The organism is Streptomyces sp. NPDC044044 (genome assembly GCF_056434405.1).
In genome coordinates, this window is the sequence record NZ_JBWKFG010000013.1 from 176,591 (window position 1) to 198,941 (window position 22,351).

Sequence of the window (22,351 nt, forward strand, 5' to 3'; positions counted from 1 at the left end):
CTCGGTGCGTGATCTGTCGGGGCTCGCGGGGCTCACGGCGCCCGCTCCGCCGTCGCCGGTGCCGAAGTCGGCTGCGCCGGAAGCTGCGCGCCCGCGTGCACGCACGCAGCGCGGTGCCGGGGGCCCGCGTCCCGCAGCGCCTGGTCCTCCGTGGTGCAGGAGTCGAGGGCGACCGTGCAGCGCGGGTGGAACGTACAGCCCGTGGGGAGCAGGGACGGGTCCGGCGGGTCGCCGGGCAGGCCGCGCGGCGCGAAGCGGGACGTCGCGTCGCCGATGCGCGGGAAGGCCGCCGAGAGGGCCTTTCCGTACGGGTGCCGGGCGTTCTCGTAGACCTCGGACGCCGGACCCTCCTCGACGACGCGGCCCGCGTACATCACCGCGAGCCGGTCGCAGGTGTCGGAGAGCACCGCGAGGTCATGGCTGATCATGATCAGGCCCAGGTCCTGCTCGGCCACCAACTGCTCGATCAGGCGCAGGATCTGAGCCTGGATCATCACGTCGAGGGCCGTCGTCGGCTCGTCGGCGATGATCAGGCGCGGATCGCACGCCAGCGCCATCGCGATCATCACGCGCTGCCGCTGCCCGCCCGACAGCTCGTGCGGATAGGCCTCGGCGCGGGCGGCCGGAAGCCCCACCTGTTCGAGCAGCTCCCCGGCCTTCTTCTTCGCTCCGGCCTGGGTCGCCTTCTTGTGCAGCAGGATCGGCTCGGCGATCTGGTCGCCGATGCGGTGCACGGCGTTGAGCGAGTGCATCGCGCCCTGGAAGACGATCGACGCGCCCGCCCAGCGCACCGCGCGGACCTGCCCCCACTTCATGGTGAGGACGTCCTCGCCGTCGAGCAGGACCTCACCGGTCACCTTCGTCCCGGCGGGCAGCAGCCGCAGCAGCGCGAGCGCCAGCGTCGACTTGCCGCACCCGGACTCGCCCGCGACGCCGAGCTTCTGGCCCGCGTCGACCGAGAGGTTCACGCCGCGCACGGCGGCCGCCCCGGACGCGTACGTCACTTCGAGGTTGCGCACGTCGAGGAGGCGCTGTTCCGCCACTGTTGCCTCTGCCACCTTGGTCTCCGTCACCTTGTCCGAACCACTCAACGGGAGACCCCCAGCCTGGGGTTGAGCACCGACTCCACGGCGCGTCCGCACAGCGTGAACGCGAGGGCCACCACGGCGATGGCGAGTCCGGGCGGAGCGAGATACCACCAGTTGCCCGCGCTGACCGCGCCCGCCTCGCGCGCGTCCTGGAGCAGCCCGCCCCAGGAGACGACGGTCGGGTCGCCGAGGCCCAGGAAGGCGAGCGTGGCCTCGGTGAGGATGGCGTTCGAGATCACGAGCGTGGTCTGCGCGAGCACCAGCGGCATGACGTTGGGCAGGACGTGCCGGCCCATGACATGGCCGTGGCCGCCGCCGAGCGCCTGCGCGCGTTCGATGTACGGGCGCGACTCCACGGCCAGGGTCTGGGCGCGGACGAGCCGCGCGGTCGTCGGCCATGTCGTCACGCCGATCGCCAGGATGATCGTCCAGATGGACTTGGACATCACCGAGGCGAGCGCGATGGCGAGCACCAGCGTCGGCATCACCAGGAACCAGTCGGTGACGCGCATGATGACGGTGGAGTACCAGCCCTTGAAGTGCCCCGCGGTGATCCCCACGATCGTGCCGATGGCCACCGAGAGCACCGCGGCGAGCAGCCCGACGGTGAGCGAGATCCGCGCGCCCCACACGAGCAGGCCCAGCAGATCACGCCCGAACTGGTCGGTGCCCAGCGGGAATTCACCGCTCGGCGACTCCATCGGCTTGCCCGGCGCGTCGGTCACGCTCTGCGCGTCCGAGCCGACAAGGAGCGGCGCGAAGACGGCGACGAGCGCGATGACGACGAGCGCGGCCAGGCCGAAGAGACCGGCCCGGTGGGTGCGGTACTCGCGCCAGAAGCGGGCCACGGAGTGGCGTCTGCGGGTCCAGGCGAGCGCCCGGGGGCTCTTCGCGACCGGGACCTCGGTCTTCTCGGCCTCTGTTGTTTCGGTCGTCATCGGCCCACCCTCGGGTCGAGCAGCGGATAGATCACGTCGGCCAGGGTGTTCATCAGGATCACCGCGGCGGCGAACACGAAGAACAGGCCCTGCACGAGGGGCAGGTCGGGCACGCTGAGCGCGGCGTAGAAGAGCCCGCCGAGCCCAGGCCAGGAGAAGACGGTCTCGACGAGGATCGCGCCCGCCACCACCGTGCCGAGGTTCACGAACATCAGCGTGACGGTGGGCAGCATCGCGTTCGGGACGGCATGCCGACGCCGTACGAGATCGTCCCGCAGCCCCTTGGCGCGCGCGGTGGTCAGATAGTCGCTCCCCATCTCGTCGAGCAGGGACGACCGCATCACCAGGAGCGTCTGCGCGTATCCCACCGCCACCAGGGTGACGACGGGGAGCACCATGTGGTGCGCGACGTCGAGGACGTACGCGATGCCGGTCTCGCCGCCGGATTCGAGCCCGCCGGTCGGGAAGAGCCCGGGAATCGGGCCGACCCCCACCGAGAAGGTGATGATGAGCAGCAGCCCGAGCCAGAAGGACGGCACGGAGTAGAGGGTGAGCGCCAGGCCCGTGTGGACGCGGTCCCCGAGCCCGCCGTTGCGCCAGGCCGTGCGGGTGCCGAGCCAGATGCCGATGAGGGTGTAGAGCACGAACGCGGTGCCGGTGAGCAGGAGCGTGGCGGGCAGCGCGTCGGTGATCTTCTCCATCACCGGGGTGTGGAACTGGTACGACGTGCCGAAGTCGCCGGTCAGCGCGTTGCCGCAGTAGTCGAAGAACTGCGTCATGACCGGCTGGTCGAGGCCGAACTCCTTGCGCATGGCGTCCAGCTGTTCGGCCGACACGCGCTTTCCGCCCGTCATCTGCTTCACCGGGTCACCGGGGATGAGGCGGAACAGGAAGAAGCTGGTGACAAGGACGGCGAACAGCGAGACGGCGGCGCCGCCCAGCTTGCCCGCCACGTACTGGAGATAGGCGCGGGTGTTGCGGGCCCGGGGGCCGCGGGCCGACGGCCCGGCGAATACCGGATCGTCGGTCGCCGCGGCGCCCTCGGTGTCGAGCAGTGCGGGATTGCTGTCAGCGGTCATGCGTTACTCGCGGTCCTCTGCGGTCGAACGGCGGCGCAGGGCGAACAGGACTCCACCGCCGACGAGCACCACCGCGGCGGCGGCGATACCGATGATGACACCGGTCGAGCTTCCATCCTTGGAGGAACTCTTCCCATCCGCGGGCACCGCCGACCACCAGGACCAGTAGCCGTCCTGGCCGTAGATGTTGCCCGCGGCCGTCGGCATGGTGGTGATGGACTTGATCTGGTCGGTGCGGTAGGCCTCGACGGCGTTCGGGTACGCCAGGATGTTCATGTACCCGGAGTCGTAGAGCCAGGACTGCATCTCCTTGACAGTCTCCGCGCGCTTGGCCGGGTCGTACTCCGCCAGCTGCTTGTTGTAGAGCTCGTCGTACTTCTTGTCGCAGATGAAGTTGTCGGTCGCGGCGCTCTCCTTGGCCTTCACCGGGAGCGCGGCGCAGGAGTGGATGCCGAGGACGAAGTCCGGGTCGGGGTTGACCGACCAGCCGTCGAACGCGAGGTCGTACTCACCCGCGTACCAGGGCACGGACACGTCGTCGAGGCAGTTGACCTTGAGCCCGATGCCGAGATCGCCCCACCACTCCTTCAGATACTTGCCGACGGCCTTGTCGTTCGGGTCGGTGGCGTGACACAGGATGCGGAAGTCGAGCGGCTTGCCGTCCTTGCCGACGCGCTTGCCGTCGCCGTTCTTCTTGTAGCCCGCCTCGTCGAGGAGTTGGGCCGCCTTCTTGGGGTCGTACGACAGCTTCTGGTCGGCGGAGGGCTTCCAGGCGTACTCGGAGAAGCGAGGCGGGATGTACCCCTCGCCCTCGACGGCCTGGCCCTGGAAGACCTTGTCGACCAGCGCCTCACGGTCCACGGAGAGGAAGAGCGCCTGGCGGACCTTCTTGTCCAGGAGGGCCTTGTTGCCGTCACCGAACTTCTTGCGGTCGCGGGTCTGGGCACCGGGGTTGGTGGCGAGGGCGAAGAAGCGCCGGCCGGGCCCTTCGTTCACCTTCACGTTCTCCGTGCCCTTGAGCTCGGCGGCCTGGGCCGGGGTGAGGGCGGGCTGGCCGGCCACGAAGGAGACCTCGCCCTTCTTGAGCGCCGCGACGGCCGCGTCCTGGTCCTTGTACGTCTTGAAGACCAGCTCGTCGAACTTGGGCGCGCCGCGCCAGAAGTTCTTGTTGGCCTTCAGCTTCACGTACTGGTCGGTCTTGTAGTCCTCCAGGACGAAGGGGCCGTTGCCGACGATGGGGAAGGACTTGTCGTTGTTGAACTTGCTGATGTCACCGACCTTCTCCCACACGTGCTTGGGGACGATCGGCACGTCGAGCGCGGCCATGGTGGCCTGCGGCTTCTTCAGCTCGATGACGAGCTGGGTGGGACTCGGCGCGGTCACCTTCTTGAAGTTGGCGACGAAGCCGGAGTTGGAGGTGGCGGTGCCTTCCTTGGACATCAGCTTGTTGAACGTCCAGGCGGCGTCCTCGGCCGTCGCCGGCTTGCCGTCGGACCACTTGGAGTTGTCCCGGATGGTGTACGTCCAGGTCAGCTTGTCGGCGGACGGCTTCCAGTCGGTGGCGAAGCCATCGATGGCGTGGTTGTCCTTGGCGTCGTAGTTCGTCAGGTACTCGTACGTCAGGCGGTGGATGCTGGTGCTGAGCAGCCGCTGGGCGAGGAAGGGACTGAGCGAGTCGACGCTCTGGGCCACCGCGACGGTGAGGGTCTTCTTGCCGTCCGCCTTGGCCTCGGCCTGGTCCGGGGCCGGGTTGAGGGGAGTGGCAAGGCCCGCGGTGAGGGTGAGGGCGCCGGCTCCGGCCGCCAGGAGGAGCGGGAGGCGGGCGCGGCTGCGGCTGCGGGGCCGTGGCGGTGCCTTCGTGGTGGGGTGAGACCGTGTTCTGCCGTGCTGATCTTGTGTATCCATGGGTCGGTGACCTCGCGTCATCGCTCGCGCAGAGATGGCTAGTTGATCAAGGAACGCCAGCTGGTTGATGTGTGTGTCTACCAGCGCCAGTCTGCGTCAGTCAACGGCAGGTGAACCCCATGTGGCCTGCGGAAATAACGAGTTGACCCGGATTTCATCCGCATTGGTCAAGACCTGTGAAGCGTGGCTGGTCGGGGGGTGATGGTGGAGGGAGGGGCAGGTGGGGGAGTTCTGGGCGGGGGCTGTCCCAGTGCTCTTGCGTTGCTTGGCCAACGCTGCGGGGCAAACGGGTGGGTGGACGGGAAAGTCTGTTCGCCGGCGGAGGCTGCGGGGCGCCGGGGAACGGGACTGGGCCCGCACCAGGAGTCGGTGCGGGCCCAGTTGAGACAGGCGGAGGCTACTGCTGCGGCGCTTCCGGCGCCGGAGGTTGCGGCTGCGGCTGATACGGCGCCCCGGGCTGGAACGGCTGCCCGGGCTGAACGGGCGGCGGCGCCTGCCCACCCTGAGGCTGCCCCTGAGGAGCCTGGAAGGGCTGCCCCGGCGCGGGGGCGGCGGGCCCCTGCGGAGGAGCCGAGTTCTGCCAACCCTGCGGAGCCCCCGGCTGCTGGGGATAGGGCTGCCCGCCGGGCTGAGGCTGCTGCTGCGGAGGTTGTTGCTGCTGAGGCTGCTGCGGCTGTTGGGGAGCGTACGGCTGCTGCGGTGCCTGCCCGGGGTAAGGCTGCTGCCCGGGGTAAGGCTGCTGTCCAGGCGCGGGCGCCTGCTGGCCGGGATAGGCCCCCTGGCCGGGCAGCGGCGGAGCCACGACCGGAGGCGGGTTGCCGTCGGAGGTCCAGAGCCCCTGCTGCTGCTGAGCCCGCACGAAGTCCTCGGCGACCATCGCCGAAAGGTTGAAGTACGCCTCGCGCACCTTCGGCCGCATCATGTCGAGATCGACCTCGGCGCCGGCGGCCAGGTGCTCGTCGAAGGGGATGACGACAACGCCCCGGCACCGCGTCTCGAAGTGCGACACGATGTCGTCGACCTTGATCATCTTCCCGGTCTCGCGCACTCCCGAGATGACGGTGATGGAACGCGACACAAGGTCGGCGTACCCATGCGCGGACAGCCAGTCCAAGGTCGTCGACGCACTGCTCGCGCCGTCCACGGACGGCGTGGAGATGATGATCAGCTGATCGGCGAGGTCCAGAACACCGCGCATGGCGCTGTAGAGCAGACCCGTACCGGAGTCGGTCAGGATGATCGGGTACTGCTTCCCCAGTACGTCGATCGCGCGCCGGTAGTCCTCGTCGTTGAAGGTGGTGGACACCGCCGGGTCGACGTCATTGGCGATGATCTCGAGCCCGGACGCGGCCTGCGAGGTGAAGCGCCGGATGTCCATGTACGAGTTGAGGTACGGGATCGCCTGGACGAGGTCACGGATGGTGGCCCCGGTCTCGCGCCGCACCCGTCGCCCGAGCGTGCCCGCGTCGGGGTTGGCGTCGATCGCGAGGATCTTGTCCTGTCGCTCGGTGGCGAGCGTGGACCCGAGCGCGGTGGTGGTCGTGGTCTTGCCCACGCCTCCCTTGAGGCTGATGACGGCGATCCGGTAGCAGGACAGGACGGGAGTCCGGATCAGCTCCAACTTCCGCTGCCGCTCGGCCTCTTCCTTCTTGCCGCCGAGCTTGAACCGCGACCCGCCGGCGGCAGGCCTGCTGCTCTTGGCCTTCGGCTTGGTGTTGCGAAGCAGCCGGTCGGAGGACAGCTCGACGGCGGCGGTGTAACCGAGCGGGGCCCCGGGGTTGGTCCGCTCCCGCTGATCGTGCTGCACGGCCTGCGGCCAGGCGGCGCCGGTGCGGGGGTCGACGGGGGGCTGAGGCTGCGGCTGGGCCGGGGGCTGCGCGTGCGGCTGCGCCTGCGGCTGCGCCTGCGGCTGAGGCTGCTGCTGGGCCGGGAGCGGCTGCGGGGGCTGCTGTTGTTGCTGCGGCTGCTGCTGAGGCTGCGGCTGCGCAACGGCGGGCGGAAGCGGCTGCTGGGCCTGAGGTGCGGGCGGCTGAGGGAACCCGTAACTGCCCTGTGGGGCGGGGGAGTTGGGGTTGTACGGGGCGGGAGCCCCCTGCTGCGGGAACCCATAACCACTCGGCGGGACGGGCGCGCTGCCTTGCTGCGGGAATCCGTAACCGGCGGGCGGAACGGGCGCTTCGGGTGCCGGAGCCGGAGCCGGAGCCGGAGCCGGTGCCGGAGCAGGCGCCACGGGGGCCGGTGCCGGAGTAGGTACCGGAGCAGGCGGACCGGCCTGCGGGAACCCGTACCCAGTCGGAGGCGCCGGAGCATCGGCGACCGGCGGCGTGGCGGGCGCGACCGGCGAGGGAGCCACAGGCCCGGTGGGCGAAGGCCAAGCGGGAGGCGCGGCCTGAGCCTGAACAGGCGCGGGCGCAGGCGCAGGTGCAGGCGCGGGCTCAGCAGGCTGGGGCACCTGGGGCACCTGGGGTGCCTGCGGCACCGGCGGCTGCACGGGCTCGGCAACCGGCGTCGGCTCCGCAGGCGGCGGCGTCGAGGCCTGGACGGGCACGGGCCACTGCGGCGCCGACGTAGGCGCGGCGGGCTGGAAGGCGGGCGGCAGCGGCGGAAGCCCGCCGTGGGGCGCGGGCGGCGGAGTCCAGGACGGCGGCACGGAGTCCTGCACTTCGTCGACGGGCGCGGAAGGCACGGCGTCCTGAGGAGCGGCATCCTGCGGAACGGCGTCATGGACCTCATCGGCGACATCGGCGACATCGGCACCGTCAACATCGCCGGAATCGACGGAGTCCTCGACGCGATCATCCGATGCGGAATCGCCCTCGTCCGAGTCGGCCTCTCCGACAGGCTCAGCCTCACCAGAAGGCGGCGCATCGTCTACGTGGCTGTCATCGACAGGGGCAAGACCAGGGCCACCCTCGCCCAACTCATCCGTGCCAGACGACAAAGAGGGCTCGGAGGAAGCAGAGACAACCTCGTCGGCATCCGAATCCGCATCTACATCTGCATCCGCATCGGATTCCGCATCGTCCCGCGGAGCCTCAGCGGCGGCCCGCTCCTCGATCTCCCGCTTCAGGGCGGCAGAGGAGAAGCGCATGGTGGCGCCACTCTCAAGATCGCCATTGCCCTCGGCGGCAGGCTCGGCGACGGGCTCGACCACAGCAGGAGACACGGAAACAGGAGACACGGAAACAGGAGACACGGAAGCAGGCTCGGCCTCGGCCTCGTGTTCCGGCTCAGGCTCAGGCTCAGGTTCCCGTTCCGGCTCAGGCTCCGCCGGAACCTCAGGCTTGGGAACAACACCAGTCACATGCACCGAGGAGGCGTCACCAGCAACGGCACCACTCCAGTCAGCAGCACCCCCCGAAGGCGACCCACCCTCCGATGCAGCCGGAGGAGAAGCAGGCTCCGGAGAGAAGTCCGGAGCAGGAACAGCAGGAGTTGGGGCAACCGGAGTAGGAGCAACCGGAGTAGGAGCAACCGGAGTAGGAGCAACCGGAGTAGGAGCAAACGGAGCAGGAGCAGTCGGCGCAGCCCAATCCGTCTGCGGCTGGAACCCGCTCCCCACAGGCAGCTTCGGCACAGCAGTGGGCCGCCCGACCGGCGGAGCCGGAGGCTCAGGAGTGACGGGAGGGGCAGCAGGCTCAGCGGAAGCCGCAGGCGAAGAGGCAGGCGAAGAGACAGGCGGAGAGGTTGGCGAGGAAGCCGGCGGCGACGCAGGCGAAGCCGAAGGAGTCTCCCCCGCACTGCCGGACGCGTTCTGCGTGTACCAGGCAGGCGGGGCGTAGTCGATGGTGAACTCGCCCGTCGTCTCGGCAGCGGACTCCGCGTCGGACTGATCATCGACGGGTGTGTCCCAGCCCCCGCGGATCTCGTCCCGATCGCTGTTCACAATGCCTCCTGGTGTGGTCGAGCACCCTCGTGCCGTGGTGGGGGGCGACCGTTCCTGTCGTCCGATCCGCCTTGGCTCTCCCCGTTGGGGACGCGAACCACCCACTCGCGGGTTCTGGCGTCGCGCCCTGTCCCAGCCTAATCACCAAAAGCACCAGCACGGCAGGGCAGCCCACCCCACGAATGCTGTCCTTTGCGTCACGCTCCCCACAGGAGCGATCCCCGTATCCGAAACCGTGACGGACAAATCCCCCAACAAGCGACAAGAGGCCGCCAATTCATGAGTCTGCCGACGTCTCCCCGTCGCTGAGCGGGACCTCCGCGCCGTACTCAACGATCCGGTCTCGGCGTCCGCGACCTGCGCCTACCGTGCCCGGGCCGCGCATGCCCTCAGGGGCGGAGCGCGAGGGAACTCCCGCTCCGCGGCATGGCGTTGGCCGTGTTTGCACCCTCGCAGTGGATCAACGGCCTGCGCGTCCGCGTACGATCATTCGCTTCGCCCCCCGTGCCCAGGCAGATGCCCCATGCCTAATGCCCGTGCCTAATGCCCCATGCCTTGCCCCCCCCACAGACGTAGACAAGGACCTCACGACGTGAGCTTCGGCCCGCCTCCTTCTTCCTTCACCCAGTCCGCGCTTGCGGCGGACGGAGCCCGCAGGATTCGTCGGAGACGGCTGATCGGCGTCGTGGCCGCAGTCCTCATCGTGGTGCTGTGTGCCGGTGGCGGGTTCCTCTGGTTCGGGACCGGCGGCTCGACACCCGACGACGGCAAGGCGGACGCCGCACCTCAGGGCCGCCTCGACGTCAGGGAGACGGTCGAGGAGCGGCCCGCGACCACGAGGGGCCAGATGGCCTTCCGGTTCTCGGTCGACGACATGAGCCCCGGTGAGGAGTACGAGACGCCGGGCACCTGGGCGACGGACAAGATCCTCGCCAAGGGCATCAACCGAACGCTCGTGGGCTTCAAGATCGGCAAGGACGCGTCCACGGGTGACGAGACCTGGCGTACGCCGCTCGCCGGCCCCATCTGCGGGCTCACGCGGCATGTGACCGTGGAAGGCCGCACGGCGGTGCTCCACAGGTCCAAGAACGATTCCGAAGCACCCTGCGATCGCGTGGCCTTCGTCGACATCGACACGGGCGAAAAGGTCTGGGAGAAGGAGTTCCCGACGTCCGGGACCGTCTTCGGGCAGGACCCGACGAGTGTGTCGATGACGCGTGGCACCGTCGCCGTGACGTGGGGCAACGGCTCGGCGGCGTACGACATGGACACGGGGGACCGGCGGTGGAAGAAGGCCCGCGTCTCCGGCTGCGAGCACGCCGGTCTGGCGGGTGGACGCGGCCTGCTCATGCTGCTGGCCTGCGTCCACACCAAGGACACGACGTATCAGGTGCAGAAGCTGGATCCCAGGACCGGCGACGCGAAGTGGACGTACCTGGTCGCCGACGGGGTCAAGGGTGTCAATCTGCTGTCCGCCGAGCCGGCGGTCATCGCCCCCGCCGCGGGTGACGTCCAGGTGACGCATCTGATCTCGCTCGACGACCGCGGAAAGCGACGCGCGACCATCGGGCTCGAAGGTGGTCATTACGTCGTCAACTGCGACACCGCGACGGGCTTCGACGCGGTCGACAGCTGCCCCTCGACGGTGGTCAGTGGCGACCAGGTCTTCGTCATGAGCCGCGAGGACCCGCACGGCGACATGGTCAACAACGCGAATCGCATCGTGTCGTTCGACCTCGAGACAGGCAAGACGGTCAAGAAGTTCGAGTCGGGGAACGACCAGCTGCTCTATCCCCTGCGGATGAGCGGGGACCAGCTCCTTGCGTACCGGGAGAGCAGCGACCGCATCACGCCCATGGGAGTGGTGAGCCTGAATCCACGGACCGGCAAGGAGACCCCGTACTTCTTCTTCGGCCTGCCCCTTGAAGGATGGACACTCTCCGACCTCGAACTGAGTGACGTCGTGGTCCAGGACGGGCGGATCTTCTTCGGCAGCAGGCGGGCGACAGGGCCCAGTGGCGAGAAGAAGAAGGAATGGACGTGGCTGGTCATCGGCATCGAGGGCGCCAAGCGGTAGATCCCCGCCCAGGGCTCGCACATCCACCCGGGCTCGGGGGCGCCACGCGAACCCCGGCGTGAGCCGTGAGCCGTGAGCTGTGAGCCGTGAGCTGTGAGCGCGGCCCTCGCCCCAGGGGGTCTCGGTCAGCCCGTGGCCCGGCTGTCGTCGCGCGGCGCCGACTCCAGATCGAATTCCCCGTCCCGAGCCCCGAGCACAAAGGCCCGCCACTCCGCCTCGGTGTACCGCAGCACCGTCTCGGGCTCGATCGACGACCGCATGGCCACGGCCCCGTCCGGCAGGTACGCGATCTCGACCCGCTCCTCGTGCGCCTCGGTGCCCGGCGCGCTGTGCCACTCCACGCCGGAGATGTCGAGAGCGTAGAGCTCGTTCTTCTCCCGCTCCTTGCGTGCTGCGACGTCCTCGTCCTGAGCCTGGGCGCTCTTGCCCTCTGTCTCGGCCATGGTGCGCGGACCCCTCCCGTGCGAATCCCGTGCGAACGAACTGTCGGCTCAGACTACTGGCGGGCCGCGACGGGGGACCGGGTATCGGATCACGTGCACACTTGTGGGGGTGGATGAGGTAAAGGGCACCACAGGGCGGGCGGTCCTGGCCGCCCTGGTACCCTGTGTAACGGCCGTATGTGTACGCGCCCCCGGACCCCCTCAAGCGAGGACCTGGAGGCAGCGCCCAGCGGACCTCGCCTCCCGAGTTATGGAAGCTCCCCTGCGATTTAGACCAGGGGCACTCGGTGGCCACGAAAAGACTACGAGGAGTAAGCGTGTCGCTCGACGCCGCTACGAAGAAGCAGATCATGACCGAGTTCGGCCAGAAGGAGGGCGACACCGGCTCCCCCGAGGTCCAGGTCGCCATGCTCTCCCGCCGGATCTCGGACCTGACCGAGCACCTCAAGACCCACAAGCACGACCACCACTCCCGTCGTGGTCTGCTGATCCTGGTCGGTCAGCGCCGCCGTCTGCTGCAGTACCTGGCCAAGAAGGACATCAAGCGCTTCCGTGCGCTGGTGGACCGTCTGGGCATCCGTCGCGGTGCGGCGGGCGCCAAGTAAGACATCGTGAAGGGGGCGGTTCCCACGCAAGAGGGGGCCGCTCCCTTTGCTGTATGCAAGCGTGCCGTACGTGATGTACGCATGCTCTACGTGCGAAGTGTCACCGGCGCTTTGTAGTCTGGTCGCACAACGTCATACGCACACCCCATACCGGACCGGGCAGAATCGGACTGCACGGTTCGGAGACGTAACGGCGTCGCACATGGCGACGGGACGACGTCAACCGAACGAGGAGAAGCGCACCTCAAGGAATGCCGCCGCCGGTCCTCGGTAGTGGCGCCCGGGGTACAGCGAGAGCTCGAGCATCGAGGAGAACTCGGACATCGAGCCATCGCGTACCGCCCGGGTGCTTCGATCGAAGACCGGCCCGCACCAGCAGGAGCGCTTCTCCGCCACCGTCCCCGTGCCACACGGGCCAGGGGACGAAGACGAGGAGAAAACGCTAGTGGAGAACGAGACCCACTACGCCGAGGCTGTTATCGACAACGGCACTTTCGGCACCCGCACCATCCGCTTCGAGACGGGCCGCCTGGCCAAGCAGGCCGCAGGCTCCGCCGTCGCGTACCTGGACGACGACACCATGGTGCTGTCGGCCACCACCGCTTCCAAGCGGCCCAAGGACCAGCTCGACTTCTTCCCCCTCACGGTGGACGTCGAGGAGCGGCAGTACGCCGCGGGCAAGATCCCCGGTTCGTTCTTCCGCCGTGAGGGTCGCCCCTCCGAGGACGCGATCCTGACCTGCCGCCTGATCGACCGCCCGCTGCGTCCTTCGTTCAAGAAGGGCCTGCGCAACGAGATCCAGATCGTCGAGACGGTCATGGCGCTCAACCCCGACCACCTGTACGACGTGGTCGCGATCAACGCCGCCTCCTGCTCCACGCAGCTGGCAGGCCTGCCCTTCTCCGGCCCGATCGGCGGCACCCGTGTCGCGCTGATCAAGGGCCAGTGGGTCGCCTTCCCGACGCACACCGAGCTCGAGGACGCCGTCTTCGACATGGTCGTCGCCGGTCGCGTCCTCGAGGACGGCGACGTCGCGATCATGATGGTCGAGGCCGAGGCCACCGAGAAGACCATCCAGCTCGTCGCGGACGGCGCCGAGGCGCCGACCGAGGAGATCGTCGCCGCCGGTCTGGAAGCCGCGAAGCCCTTCATCAAGGCGCTCTGCAAGGCCCAGTCCGACCTCGCCGCCAAGGCCGCCAAGCCCACCGGCGAGTTCCCGGTCTTCCTGGACTACCAGGACGACGTCCTGGAGGCCCTGACCGCCGCCGTGAAGTCGGAGCTCTCCCAGGCCCTGACCATCGCCGGCAAGCAGGAGCGCGAGGCCGAGCTCGACCGCGTCAAGGAGATCGCCTCCGAGAAGCTGCTCCCGCAGTTCGAGGGCCGCGAGAAGGAGATCTCCGGTGCGTACCGCGCGCTGACCAAGAAGCTGGTCCGCGAGCGCGTCATCAAGGACAAGGTCCGCATCGACGGCCGCGGCGTCACGGACATCCGTACGCTCGCCGCCGAGGTCGAGGCCATCCCGCGCGTGCACGGCTCGGCGCTGTTCGAGCGTGGCGAGACCCAGATCCTGGGCGTCACCACCCTGAACATGCTCCGCATGGAGCAGCAGCTCGACACCCTTTCGCCGGTGACGCGCAAGCGCTACATGCACAACTACAACTTCCCGCCGTACTCGGTCGGCGAGACCGGCCGCGTCGGTTCGCCCAAGCGCCGCGAGATCGGCCACGGCGCGCTCGCCGAGCGCGCGATCGTGCCGGTGCTCCCCTCGCGCGAGGACTTCCCGTACGCGATCCGTCAGGTCTCCGAGGCCCTCGGTTCGAACGGCTCGACGTCCATGGGCTCGGTCTGCGCCTCGACGATGTCGCTGCTGAACGCCGGTGTGCCGCTGAAGGCCGCCGTCGCCGGTATCGCCATGGGTCTGATCTCCCAGGAGATCGACGGCCAGACGCACTACGTCGCCCTCACCGACATCCTCGGTGCGGAGGACGCGTTCGGTGACATGGACTTCAAGGTCGCCGGTACGAAGCAGTTCGTGACCGCGCTCCAGCTCGACACCAAGCTCGACGGCATCCCCGCCTCGGTCCTGGCCGCCGCGCTGAAGCAGGCCCGTGACGCGCGTCTGCACATCCTGGACGTCATGAACGAGGCGATCGACGTTCCGGACGAGATGTCCCCGAACGCGCCGCGCATCATCACGGTCAAGATCCCGGTGGACAAGATCGGTGAGGTCATCGGCCCGAAGGGCAAGATGATCAACCAGATCCAGGAGGACACCGGCGCCGACATCACGATCGAGGACGACGGCACCATCTACATCGGTGCCCAGCAGGGCTCGCAGGCCGAGGCCGCCCGCGCCACGATCAACGGCATCGCCAACCCGACCATGCCGGAGGTCGGCGAGCGCTACCTGGGTACGGTCGTCAAGACCACCACCTTCGGCGCGTTCGTGTCCCTCATGCCGGGCAAGGACGGTCTGCTGCACATCTCGCAGATCCGCAAGCTCGCCGGCGGCAAGCGCGTGGAGAACGTCGAGGACGTCGTCGGCGTGGGCCAGAAGGTCCAGGTCGAGATCGCCGAGATCGACTCCCGCGGCAAGCTCTCCCTCATCCCCGTCATCGAGGGCGAAGAGGGCGACGACACGAAGGACGACACCGACAAGTGACGTCGCGTAGCACCACGACGACGGCCCGCCCCTCTTCGGAGGGGCGGGCCGTCGCCCGTACCCAAACCCTCCTCAAGGGCAAGGACGGCATCGGCACGGTCCGCCGTACGACGCTGCCGGGCGGCCTCCGCGTCGTCACCGAGACCCTTCCCTCCGTACGCTCGGCGACCTTCGGGATCTGGGCGAACGTCGGCTCCCGCGACGAGACCCCGTCCCTGAACGGCGCCACGCACTACTTGGAGCACCTGCTCTTCAAGGGCACCAAGAAGCGCAGCGCCCTCGACATCTCCTCCGCGCTCGACGCGGTCGGCGGCGAGATGAACGCCTTCACGGCGAAGGAGTACACGTGCTATTACGCACGCGTGCTCGACACCGACCTGCCGCTCGCCATCGACGTCGTCTGCGACATGCTGACGGGCTCCCTGATCCTCCAGGAGGACGTCGACGCCGAGCGCGGCGTCATCCTCGAAGAGATCGCGATGACCGAGGACGACCCGGGCGACTGCGTGCACGACCTGTTCGCGCACACGATGCTCGGCGACACCCCGCTCGGCCGCCCCGTCCTGGGCACCGAGGAGACGGTCAACGCCCTCACCGCGGACCGCATCCGCCGCTTCTACAAGAAGCACTACGACCCGACGCACCTGGTGGTCGCGGCCGCGGGCAACGTCGACCACAACAAGGTCGTACGCCAGGTCCGTGCCGCCTTCGAGAAGGCCGGCGCGCTCCACCGCACCGACGCGACCCCGATGATCCCGCGCCAGGGCTCCCGTGCCCTGCGCACGGCGGGCCGGGTCGAGGTCGTCAACCGCAAGACCGAGCAGGCCCACGTCATCCTCGGCATGCCGGGCCTGGCCCGCACGGACGACCGCCGCTGGGCCATGGGCGTCCTGAACACCGCCCTGGGCGGCGGCATGTCGTCCCGGCTCTTCCAGGAGGTCCGCGAGAAGCGCGGCCTGGCCTACAGCGTGTACTCGTACACGTCGGGCTTCGCCGACACCGGCCTCTTCGGCGTGTACGCGGGCTGCCGCCCGAGCCAGGTGCACGACGTGCTGAAGATCTGCCGCGACGAACTCGACGACGTCGCGCAGAACGGACTGAGCGACGACGAGATCGGCCGCGCGATCGGCCAGCTCGCGGGCTCCACCGTCCTCGGTCTCGAGGACACCGGCGCCCTGATGAACCGTATCGGCAAGAGCGAGCTGTGCTGGGGCGAGCAGATGTCGGTCGACGACATGCTGGCCAAGATCGCGGCGGTCACCCCGGACGACGTCCGTGAGGTCGCCCGCGAGGTCCTCGGTCACCGTCCTTCGCTGTCGGCCATCGGTCCGCTCAAGGACAAGCAGGCCGCCCGCCTGCACGAAGCGGTCTCCTAAACCCCTTAAACCCCTTAAGGAATCAGGCACATGAGCAAGCTGCGCGTGGCGGTCGTCGGAGCCAAGGGCCGGATCGGCTCCGAAGCCGTCCGAGCCGTCGAAGCCGCCGACGACCTGGAACTGGTCGCCGCACTGGGCCGGGGCGACTCGCTGGACACGCTGGTGGAGACCGGCGCCCAGGTCGTGGTCGAACTGACCAACCCCGACGCGGTGATGGGCAATCTGGACTTCTGCGTCCGGCACGGCATCCATGCCGTGGTCGGTACGACGGGCTGGACCGACGAGCGCGTCGCGCAGCTGGAGGCCTCGCTGGCCGCATCGCCGAAGACGGGCGTCCTGATCGCCCCGAACTTCTCCATCGGCGCGGTCCTCACCATGAAGTTCGCGCAGATCGCGGCGCCGTACTTCGAGTCCGTCGAGGTCGTCGAGCTGCACCACCCGAACAAGGCCGACGCGCCCAGCGGCACTGCCACGCGCACCGCCCAGCTCATCGCCGAGGCCCGTCGGGAGGCGGGCAGCGCCCCGCAGCCGGACGCCACGTCGACGGCACTGGACGGCGCCCGCGGCGCGGACGTCGACGGCGTGCCGGTGCACTCCGTGCGGCTGCGCGGGCTCCTGGCCCACCAGGAGGTGCTGCTCGGCGGCGAGGGCGAGACCCTCACCGTCCGGCACGACTCGCTGCACCACAGCAGCTTCATGCCGGGCATCCTGCTCGGCGTACGCCGTGTGGTGAGCACTCCGGGTCTGACGTTCGGCCTGGAACACTTCCTGGACCTGAACTGACCGTCATGCGAGCAAAGATCACTTACGCCGTCACGGCTGCCGTCCTGGTCGTCTACTTCGTCCTGGTCGGCAGCCGCGGCGTGCTCCTGATACAGCACGGCACCGCGCTCACCGTCACCTTCGGTGTCGCGGTGCTCATCCTGCCGTTCATCGGCATCTGGTTCCTCTGGAAGAACACCCAGTTCGTCCAGCGCGCCAACCGCCTCGCCGCCGAACTGGAGGCCGAAGGCGGCCTCCCCGTCGACGAGTTGAAGCGGACGCCGGGCGGTCGCATCGACCGCGACTCGGCCGACGAGGTCTTCGCACGGCGCAAGGCCGAGACCGAGGACTCGCCGGACGACTGGCGCTGCTGGTTCCGCCTCGCCGTCGCCTATCACGACGCCCGGGACACCCCGCGCGCGCGAAAGGCGATGCAGCGCGCGATCGCGCTGCACGCGGGCAGGCCGGTGAACGTCTAGCGCCGACGGTGTACGTCCGGCTCAGGCGGTCCTGCGGTACTCGTCCGCCCACACCTCGATGGAGTCGGCCGCCCGGTTGAACGCCTCGTACCGCGCCAGGAAGTCGGCATTGCGGTCGGTGAGCAACGGCGGCTGCCCGCCGGCCTGCTCATCCCGTCGTACGAGGACCAGTGCCTGCCCCTGAACGGTGCGGGGCAGACCGAGCCACCGCACGGGCTGCTGCGTCGTACGCACCGTCACGACCTGCGCCCACGGCACGGTCTGCGTCGTCAGGAAGGCGACACGACGCAGTCCGTGCGCGCTGACCCAGGTACCCATCCGCAGCAGCCGCAGCGCGCTCACGATGATGACCACCGCGAGCCCCGCGCAGATCGCGGCACCCGCCAGTGAGTCCGCGAACGCGATGATCACGGCGGCGACGAGGACGTACGAGGCGAGCAGCAGAAGCAGCGCGGCCGCCCCCACCCGCCACGGACCCGGCCGGTAGGGCCGCCGCCAGTGGTCGCGGTCGTCGAACGGCAGCGCGGCGTCGTCCGCTGCCTCGTCAAAGGCGCGGTCCGCCGTCAGGAAGGGCAGGGGCACGACTGAATCCTCACTCAATCCACGCATGGGCTGTGCCCGGTGAGGCTACCGAGCCCTGCTCCCTGCTACCACCCTTGGGGGTCCGGACGAGTCAGGGGCGAGTCAGGGCCAGTCAGGGGGCCACGACGGTCGTCATCGACCGTCCGATGCCTCGGACTGCTGATTCTGTGCGGGTGCCTGATCGGGCGACAGGGCGGGCATACCGACCAGCAGAGAACCTGCGAGTCCGGCGACCACGACCAGGCCGACCAGGGTGCGGCCCACGACCTGAGCGGCCGACGGGCGCTCTCGGGGTGGGGGAGTGACATTGCTGCGGAACTTGTCGGCTTCGGCGATGAAGGCGAACGGGACGGGCTCGCGCCGACGGAACATGGGGTGCGTTTCTCCTCACGCGACTCGAACGAAACTCTGTTGTCCAGTCAGACGCTCGAAACGCCCAAATGGTGCCCGGTTTCGCCAAATTCGCCGAAGAATGTCGTGGCGAGCCACCGAACGGCCGATTGTCAGTGCCGGGCCATAGAGTGGGCGCCGCCCGAGTGATGCACATGGAAGGACCCCCGCCAGTGAGCGAGACCCCCACCGAAGACCTCAAGCCCAGCTTCCGCAGCGAGGTCACCGTCGAGTTGGTGAAGCATGCCGCGACCGACTCCGACGTCCTGTGGGCCGCCCGTGTCTCCACTGCCGGGGAGCAGTCCCTGGAGGAGCTCCAGAAGGACCCGGAGCGCTCCAAGGGCCTGATCAACTATCTGATGCGCGACCGCCACGGCAGCCCGTTCGAACACAACTCGATGACGTTCTTCATCAGCGCCCCCATCTTCGTCTTCCGCGAGTTCATGCGGCACCGCGTGGGCTGGTCGTACAACGAAGAGTCGGGCCGCTACAGGGAGCTCCAGCCGACGTTCTACGTCCCCGACGAGTCCCGCAAGCTGGTCCAGGAGGGCCGCCCCGGGAAGTACGTCTTCGTGGAGGGCACCCAGGCCCAGCAGGAGCTCACGGGCCGCGTCATGGAGGACTCGTACCGCCAGGCGTACGAGGCGTATCAGGAGATGCTCGCCGCCGGCGTGGCCCGCGAAGTCGCCCGCGCGGTCCTGCCGGTCGGCCTCTTCTCGTCGATGTACGCGACGTGCAACGCCCGTTCGCTGATGCACTTCCTCGGCCTGCGTACGCAGCACGAGCTCGCCAAGGTCCCGTCCTTCCCGCAGCGGGAGATCGAGATGGTCGGCGAGAAGATGGAGGAGCACTGGGCCAAGCTCATGCCTCTCACGCACGCCGCGTTCAACGCCAACGGACGTGTGGCTCCGTAAGGCACTGATGTACGGGTGGGCTGAGTGAGGTGTCCGTATTGCGGCATTTCGAGAAGTTCATCTAGCCTGATCAAACGGACCCGGCACTGCTTGAACCCCCGAGCAGGCAGTGCCGGGCTCCTCACTTGTCAGGTCCGCATACATCCCCCGAGGGGGGACCACGCGCTGAGCAGCGAGTAGCGTGTTACCCATGGCTCCGACCTCCACTCCGCAGACCCCCTTCGGCAGGGTCCTCACCGCTATGGTCACGCCCTTTACGGCGGACGGCGCGCTCGACCTCGACGGCGCCCAGCGGCTCGCCGCCCATCTGGTGGACGCAGGCAATGACGGCCTCGTCATCAACGGCACCACTGGTGAGTCCCCGACCACCAGCAACGCGGAGAAAGCCGAGCTCGTACGAGCCGTAGTGGAGGCAGTCGGAGACCGCGCCCATGTCGTCGCGGGCGTCGGCACGAACGACACCCGTCACAGCATCGAGCTCGCGCGCGACGCGGAGCGCGTCGGCGCCACCGGCCTCCTGACCGTCACGCCGTACTACAACAAGCCCCCGCAAGAGGGCCTGCTCCGGCACTTCACCGCGATCGCCGACAGCACCGAGCTGCCGGTCATGCTCTACGACATCCCCGGCCGCAGTGGCGTACCGATCAACACCGAGACGATCGTCCGCCTCGCCCACCACCCGCGGATCGTCGCCAACAAGGATGCCAAGGGCGACCTCGGCCGCGCCAGCTGGGCCATCGCCCGCTCCGGCCTCGCCTGGTACTCCGGCGACGACATGCTGAACCTCCCGCTGCTCTCCGTCGGAGCCTGCGGCTTCGTCTCGGTCGTGAGCCATGTGGTCACCCCGGAACTGCGCGCGATGCTCGACGCGTACTCCACGGGTGACGTGCGCAAGGCCACCGAGATCCACCAGAAGCTGCTCCCGGTCTTCACCGGCATGTTCCGTACGCAGGGTGTGATCACCACCAAGGCGGCGCTCACCCTGCAGGGCCGCCCCGCGGGACCGCTGCGGCTGCCCCTCGTGGAACTGTCGCCCGACGAGACGGCCCAGCTCAAGATCGATCTCGCCGCCGGCGGGGTACAGCTCTGACCACAGACTTCACAACTGAATACGCACGACCCGCGGGACACGGTCCTGCACCCACACCAAACAACTGCTACTGCACGAACGTCACGCGCGCCACGTGCCCTAGAGGTACGTGGCGCGTGTGGTGAGGAGAGTCTTTTGAGTCATCCGCATCCTGAACTCGGCGCCCCGCCGAAGCTCCCGAAGGGCGGCCTGCGGGTCACCCCGCTCGGCGGCCTCGGTGAGATCGGCCGCAACATGACCGTCTTCGAGTACAACGGTCGCCTGCTGATCGTCGACTGCGGAGTGCTCTTCCCCGAGGAGGAGCAGCCCGGAATCGACCTGATCCTGCCGGACTTCACGTCCATCAGGGACCGCCTCGACGACATCGACGGCATCGTGCTCACGCACGGCCACGAGGACCACATCGGCGGTGTCCCGTATCTCCTGCGCGAGAAGCCGGACATCCCGCTGATCGGCTCCAAGCTGACCCTCGCGCTCATCGAGGCGAAGCTCCAGGAGCACCGCATCCGTCCGTACACGCTCGAGGTCGTCGAGGGCGACCGCGAGCGCCTCGGCCCGTTCGACTGCGAATTCATCGCGGTCAACCACTCCATCCCCGACGCCCTGGCCGTCGCCGTCCGCACCCCCGCGGGCATGGTCGTCGCCACGGGCGACTTCAAGATGGACCAGCTGCCGATGGACGGCCGCCTCACGGACCTGCACGCGTTCGCGCGGCTGAGCGAGGAGGGCATCGACCTCCTTCTCTCCGACTCGACGAACGCCGAGGTCCCGGGCTTCGTCCCGCCGGAGCGCGACATCTCGAACGTGATCCGGGGCGTCTTCGCCGGCGCCCAGAAGCGGATCATCGTCGCGAGCTTCGCCAGCCACGTCCACCGCATCCAGCAGATCCTGGACGCGGCCCACGAGTACGGCCGCAGGGTCGCCTTCGTCGGCCGCTCGATGGTCCGCAACATGGGCATCGCGAGGGACCTCGGCTACCTGAAGGTCCCGCCGGGCCTGGTGGTGGACGTCAAGACGCTCGACGACCTGCCCGACAGCCAGGTAGTGCTCGTCTGCACGGGCTCGCAGGGCGAACCGATGGCCGCCCTCTCCCGGATGGCCAACCGCGACCACCAGATCCGCATCGTCCAGGGCGACACGGTGATCCTGGCGTCGTCGCTCATCCCCGGCAACGAGAACGCTGTCTACCGCGTGATCAACGGCCTGACCCGCTGGGGAGCGAACGTCGTCCACAAGGGCAACGCGAAGGTGCACGTCTCCGGCCACGCGTCGGCGGGCGAGCTCCTGTACTTCTACAACATCTGCAAGCCCAAGAACCTGATGCCGGTACACGGCGAATGGCGCCACCTGCGCGCCAACGCGGAGCTCGGCGCCCTCACCGGCGTCCCGCACGATCGCATCGTGATCGCCGAGGACGGCGTCGTCGTCGACCTCGTCGAGGGCAAGGCGAAGATCGTCGGCAAGGTCCAGGCGGGATACGTCTATGTCGACGGCCTCTCGGTCGGCGACGTCACGGAATCCTCTCTCAAGGACCGCAGGATCCTCGGCGACGAGGGCATCATCTCGGTCTTCGTGGTGGTGGACTCCAGCACCGGCAAGATCACCGGGGGCCCGCACATCCAGGCCCGCGGCTCGGGCATCGAGGACTCGGCCTTCTCCGCCGTCATGCCGAGGGTCCAGGAGGTCCTCGAGAAGTCGGCCCAGGACGGCGTCGTGGAGCCCCACCAGCTGCAGCAACTCATCCGCCGCACGCTGGGCAAGTGGGTCTCGGACAACTACCGTCGGCGCCCGATGATCCTTCCCGTGGTCGTCGAGGTCTGACCCGACACTGCGTGAACTCCGGAGCGGGGCGCCTCGATTTGCATCGGGGCGCCCCGCTCCAGTACGTTTACGTCTCCGCCTGAACGGGAAGCACCCAGCACTCACGTGCTCGGGGAGACCCGAACGGGGCGGGGAATTCCGACTCAGAATCTCTGATAAAGTCGGAACCGCCGGAAAGGGAAACGCGAAAGCCGAAAGGCAGGAGCGGAAACCTGAAAGGCACCGAGGAAAATCGGACACGAAAGAGTCTGATA

The 22,351-nt window shown here is 68.6% G+C and carries 17 protein-coding genes; 9 read left to right on the forward strand and 8 right to left on the reverse strand.

The annotated features are described in order from the left end of the window. Positions 1 to 32: 32 nt before the first annotated feature. From AC07AG_RS39690 to AC07AG_RS39710, 5 genes are all read right to left on the reverse strand, one after another. A complete protein-coding gene (locus AC07AG_RS39690; protein ID WP_478761689.1) occupies positions 33 to 1,199 on the reverse strand; it encodes an ABC transporter ATP-binding protein in 1,167 nt (388 codons plus the stop codon). Next, positions 1,088 to 2,026 carry an ABC transporter permease gene (locus AC07AG_RS39695; RefSeq protein WP_478761691.1) on the reverse strand — a complete coding sequence of 313 codons (939 nt, stop codon included), beginning with the start codon at positions 2,024 to 2,026 and terminating at the stop codon, positions 1,088 to 1,090. The genes AC07AG_RS39690 and AC07AG_RS39695 overlap by 112 nt, the downstream gene beginning before the upstream one ends. Beyond that, positions 2,023 to 3,105: an ABC transporter permease gene (locus AC07AG_RS39700; RefSeq protein WP_478761692.1), complete on the reverse strand. Its 1,083-nt coding sequence runs from the start codon at positions 3,103 to 3,105 to the stop codon at positions 2,023 to 2,025. Before AC07AG_RS39700 ends, AC07AG_RS39695 begins: the two co-directional genes overlap by 4 nt. Before the next feature lie 3 nt (positions 3,106 to 3,108). Next, positions 3,109 to 5,010 (reverse strand): ABC transporter substrate-binding protein, encoded by a 1,902-nt coding sequence (locus AC07AG_RS39705; protein ID WP_478761693.1) that lies wholly within the window; start codon positions 5,008 to 5,010, stop codon positions 3,109 to 3,111. A gap of 397 nt (positions 5,011 to 5,407) precedes the next feature. Then, positions 5,408 to 8,896 (reverse strand): SCO5717 family growth-regulating ATPase, encoded by a 3,489-nt coding sequence (locus AC07AG_RS39710; RefSeq protein WP_478761695.1) that lies wholly within the window; start codon positions 8,894 to 8,896, stop codon positions 5,408 to 5,410. A 685-nt stretch (positions 8,897 to 9,581) separates the two neighbouring features. Between AC07AG_RS39710 and AC07AG_RS39715 the strand changes: the two genes are divergently transcribed. Then, positions 9,582 to 10,973 carry an outer membrane protein assembly factor BamB family protein gene (locus AC07AG_RS39715; RefSeq protein ID WP_478761697.1) on the forward strand — a complete coding sequence of 464 codons (1,392 nt, stop codon included), beginning with the start codon at positions 9,582 to 9,584 and terminating at the stop codon, positions 10,971 to 10,973. Positions 10,974 to 11,098: 125 nt separating this feature from the next. On the opposite strand, the gene AC07AG_RS39720 is transcribed toward AC07AG_RS39715, so the two are convergent. Then, complete coding sequence (locus AC07AG_RS39720; protein ID WP_249587382.1) at positions 11,099 to 11,416, reverse strand: DUF397 domain-containing protein; 318 nt, start codon at positions 11,414 to 11,416, stop codon at positions 11,099 to 11,101. Positions 11,417 to 11,733: 317 nt separating this feature from the next. On the opposite strand from AC07AG_RS39720, the gene rpsO reads away from it, so the two are divergent. The 5 genes from rpsO to AC07AG_RS39745 all read left to right on the forward strand — a co-directional run bounded on the left by rpsO (position 11,734) and on the right by AC07AG_RS39745 (position 17,300). Next, positions 11,734 to 12,021, forward strand: a complete 288-nt coding sequence (gene rpsO / locus AC07AG_RS39725) for a 30S ribosomal protein S15 (protein ID WP_160507553.1) — start codon at positions 11,734 to 11,736, stop codon at positions 12,019 to 12,021. Between the two features lie 445 nt (positions 12,022 to 12,466). Continuing rightward, on the forward strand, positions 12,467 to 14,683 hold the full coding sequence (locus AC07AG_RS39730; RefSeq protein WP_361056173.1) for a polyribonucleotide nucleotidyltransferase: 2,217 nt from the start codon (positions 12,467 to 12,469) through the stop codon (positions 14,681 to 14,683). Beyond that, a complete protein-coding gene (locus AC07AG_RS39735) occupies positions 14,680 to 16,059 on the forward strand; it encodes a M16 family metallopeptidase (protein WP_361056176.1) in 1,380 nt (459 codons plus the stop codon). The genes AC07AG_RS39730 and AC07AG_RS39735 overlap by 4 nt, the downstream gene beginning before the upstream one ends. A gap of 30 nt (positions 16,060 to 16,089) precedes the next feature. Continuing rightward, positions 16,090 to 16,842, forward strand: a complete 753-nt coding sequence (gene dapB / locus AC07AG_RS39740) for a 4-hydroxy-tetrahydrodipicolinate reductase (RefSeq protein ID WP_468855553.1) — start codon at positions 16,090 to 16,092, stop codon at positions 16,840 to 16,842. Between the two features lie 5 nt (positions 16,843 to 16,847). Further along, entirely contained in the window at positions 16,848 to 17,300 is a 453-nt protein-coding gene (locus AC07AG_RS39745; protein ID WP_361056181.1) for a tetratricopeptide repeat protein, read from the forward strand. Between the two features lie 21 nt (positions 17,301 to 17,321). Here AC07AG_RS39745 and AC07AG_RS39750 read toward each other — a convergent pair whose 3' ends face one another. Beyond that, positions 17,322 to 17,882 (reverse strand): hypothetical protein, encoded by a 561-nt coding sequence (locus AC07AG_RS39750; protein WP_478761699.1) that lies wholly within the window; start codon positions 17,880 to 17,882, stop codon positions 17,322 to 17,324. Positions 17,883 to 18,014: 132 nt separating this feature from the next. Next, positions 18,015 to 18,254 carry a hypothetical protein gene (locus AC07AG_RS39755; protein WP_361056187.1) on the reverse strand — a complete coding sequence of 80 codons (240 nt, stop codon included), beginning with the start codon at positions 18,252 to 18,254 and terminating at the stop codon, positions 18,015 to 18,017. Between the two features lie 191 nt (positions 18,255 to 18,445). Here AC07AG_RS39755 and thyX point away from each other — a divergent pair, with 191 nt between their 5' ends. From thyX to AC07AG_RS39770, 3 genes are all read left to right on the forward strand, one after another. After that, a complete protein-coding gene (gene thyX / locus AC07AG_RS39760) occupies positions 18,446 to 19,186 on the forward strand; it encodes an FAD-dependent thymidylate synthase (protein WP_190084843.1) in 741 nt (246 codons plus the stop codon). Positions 19,187 to 19,376: 190 nt separating this feature from the next. After that, positions 19,377 to 20,276: a 4-hydroxy-tetrahydrodipicolinate synthase gene (gene dapA, locus AC07AG_RS39765; protein WP_361056191.1), complete on the forward strand. Its 900-nt coding sequence runs from the start codon at positions 19,377 to 19,379 to the stop codon at positions 20,274 to 20,276. Between the two features lie 135 nt (positions 20,277 to 20,411). Next, positions 20,412 to 22,097 carry a ribonuclease J gene (locus tag AC07AG_RS39770; RefSeq protein WP_249587373.1) on the forward strand — a complete coding sequence of 562 codons (1,686 nt, stop codon included), beginning with the start codon at positions 20,412 to 20,414 and terminating at the stop codon, positions 22,095 to 22,097. Positions 22,098 to 22,351: the final 254 nt, after the last annotated feature.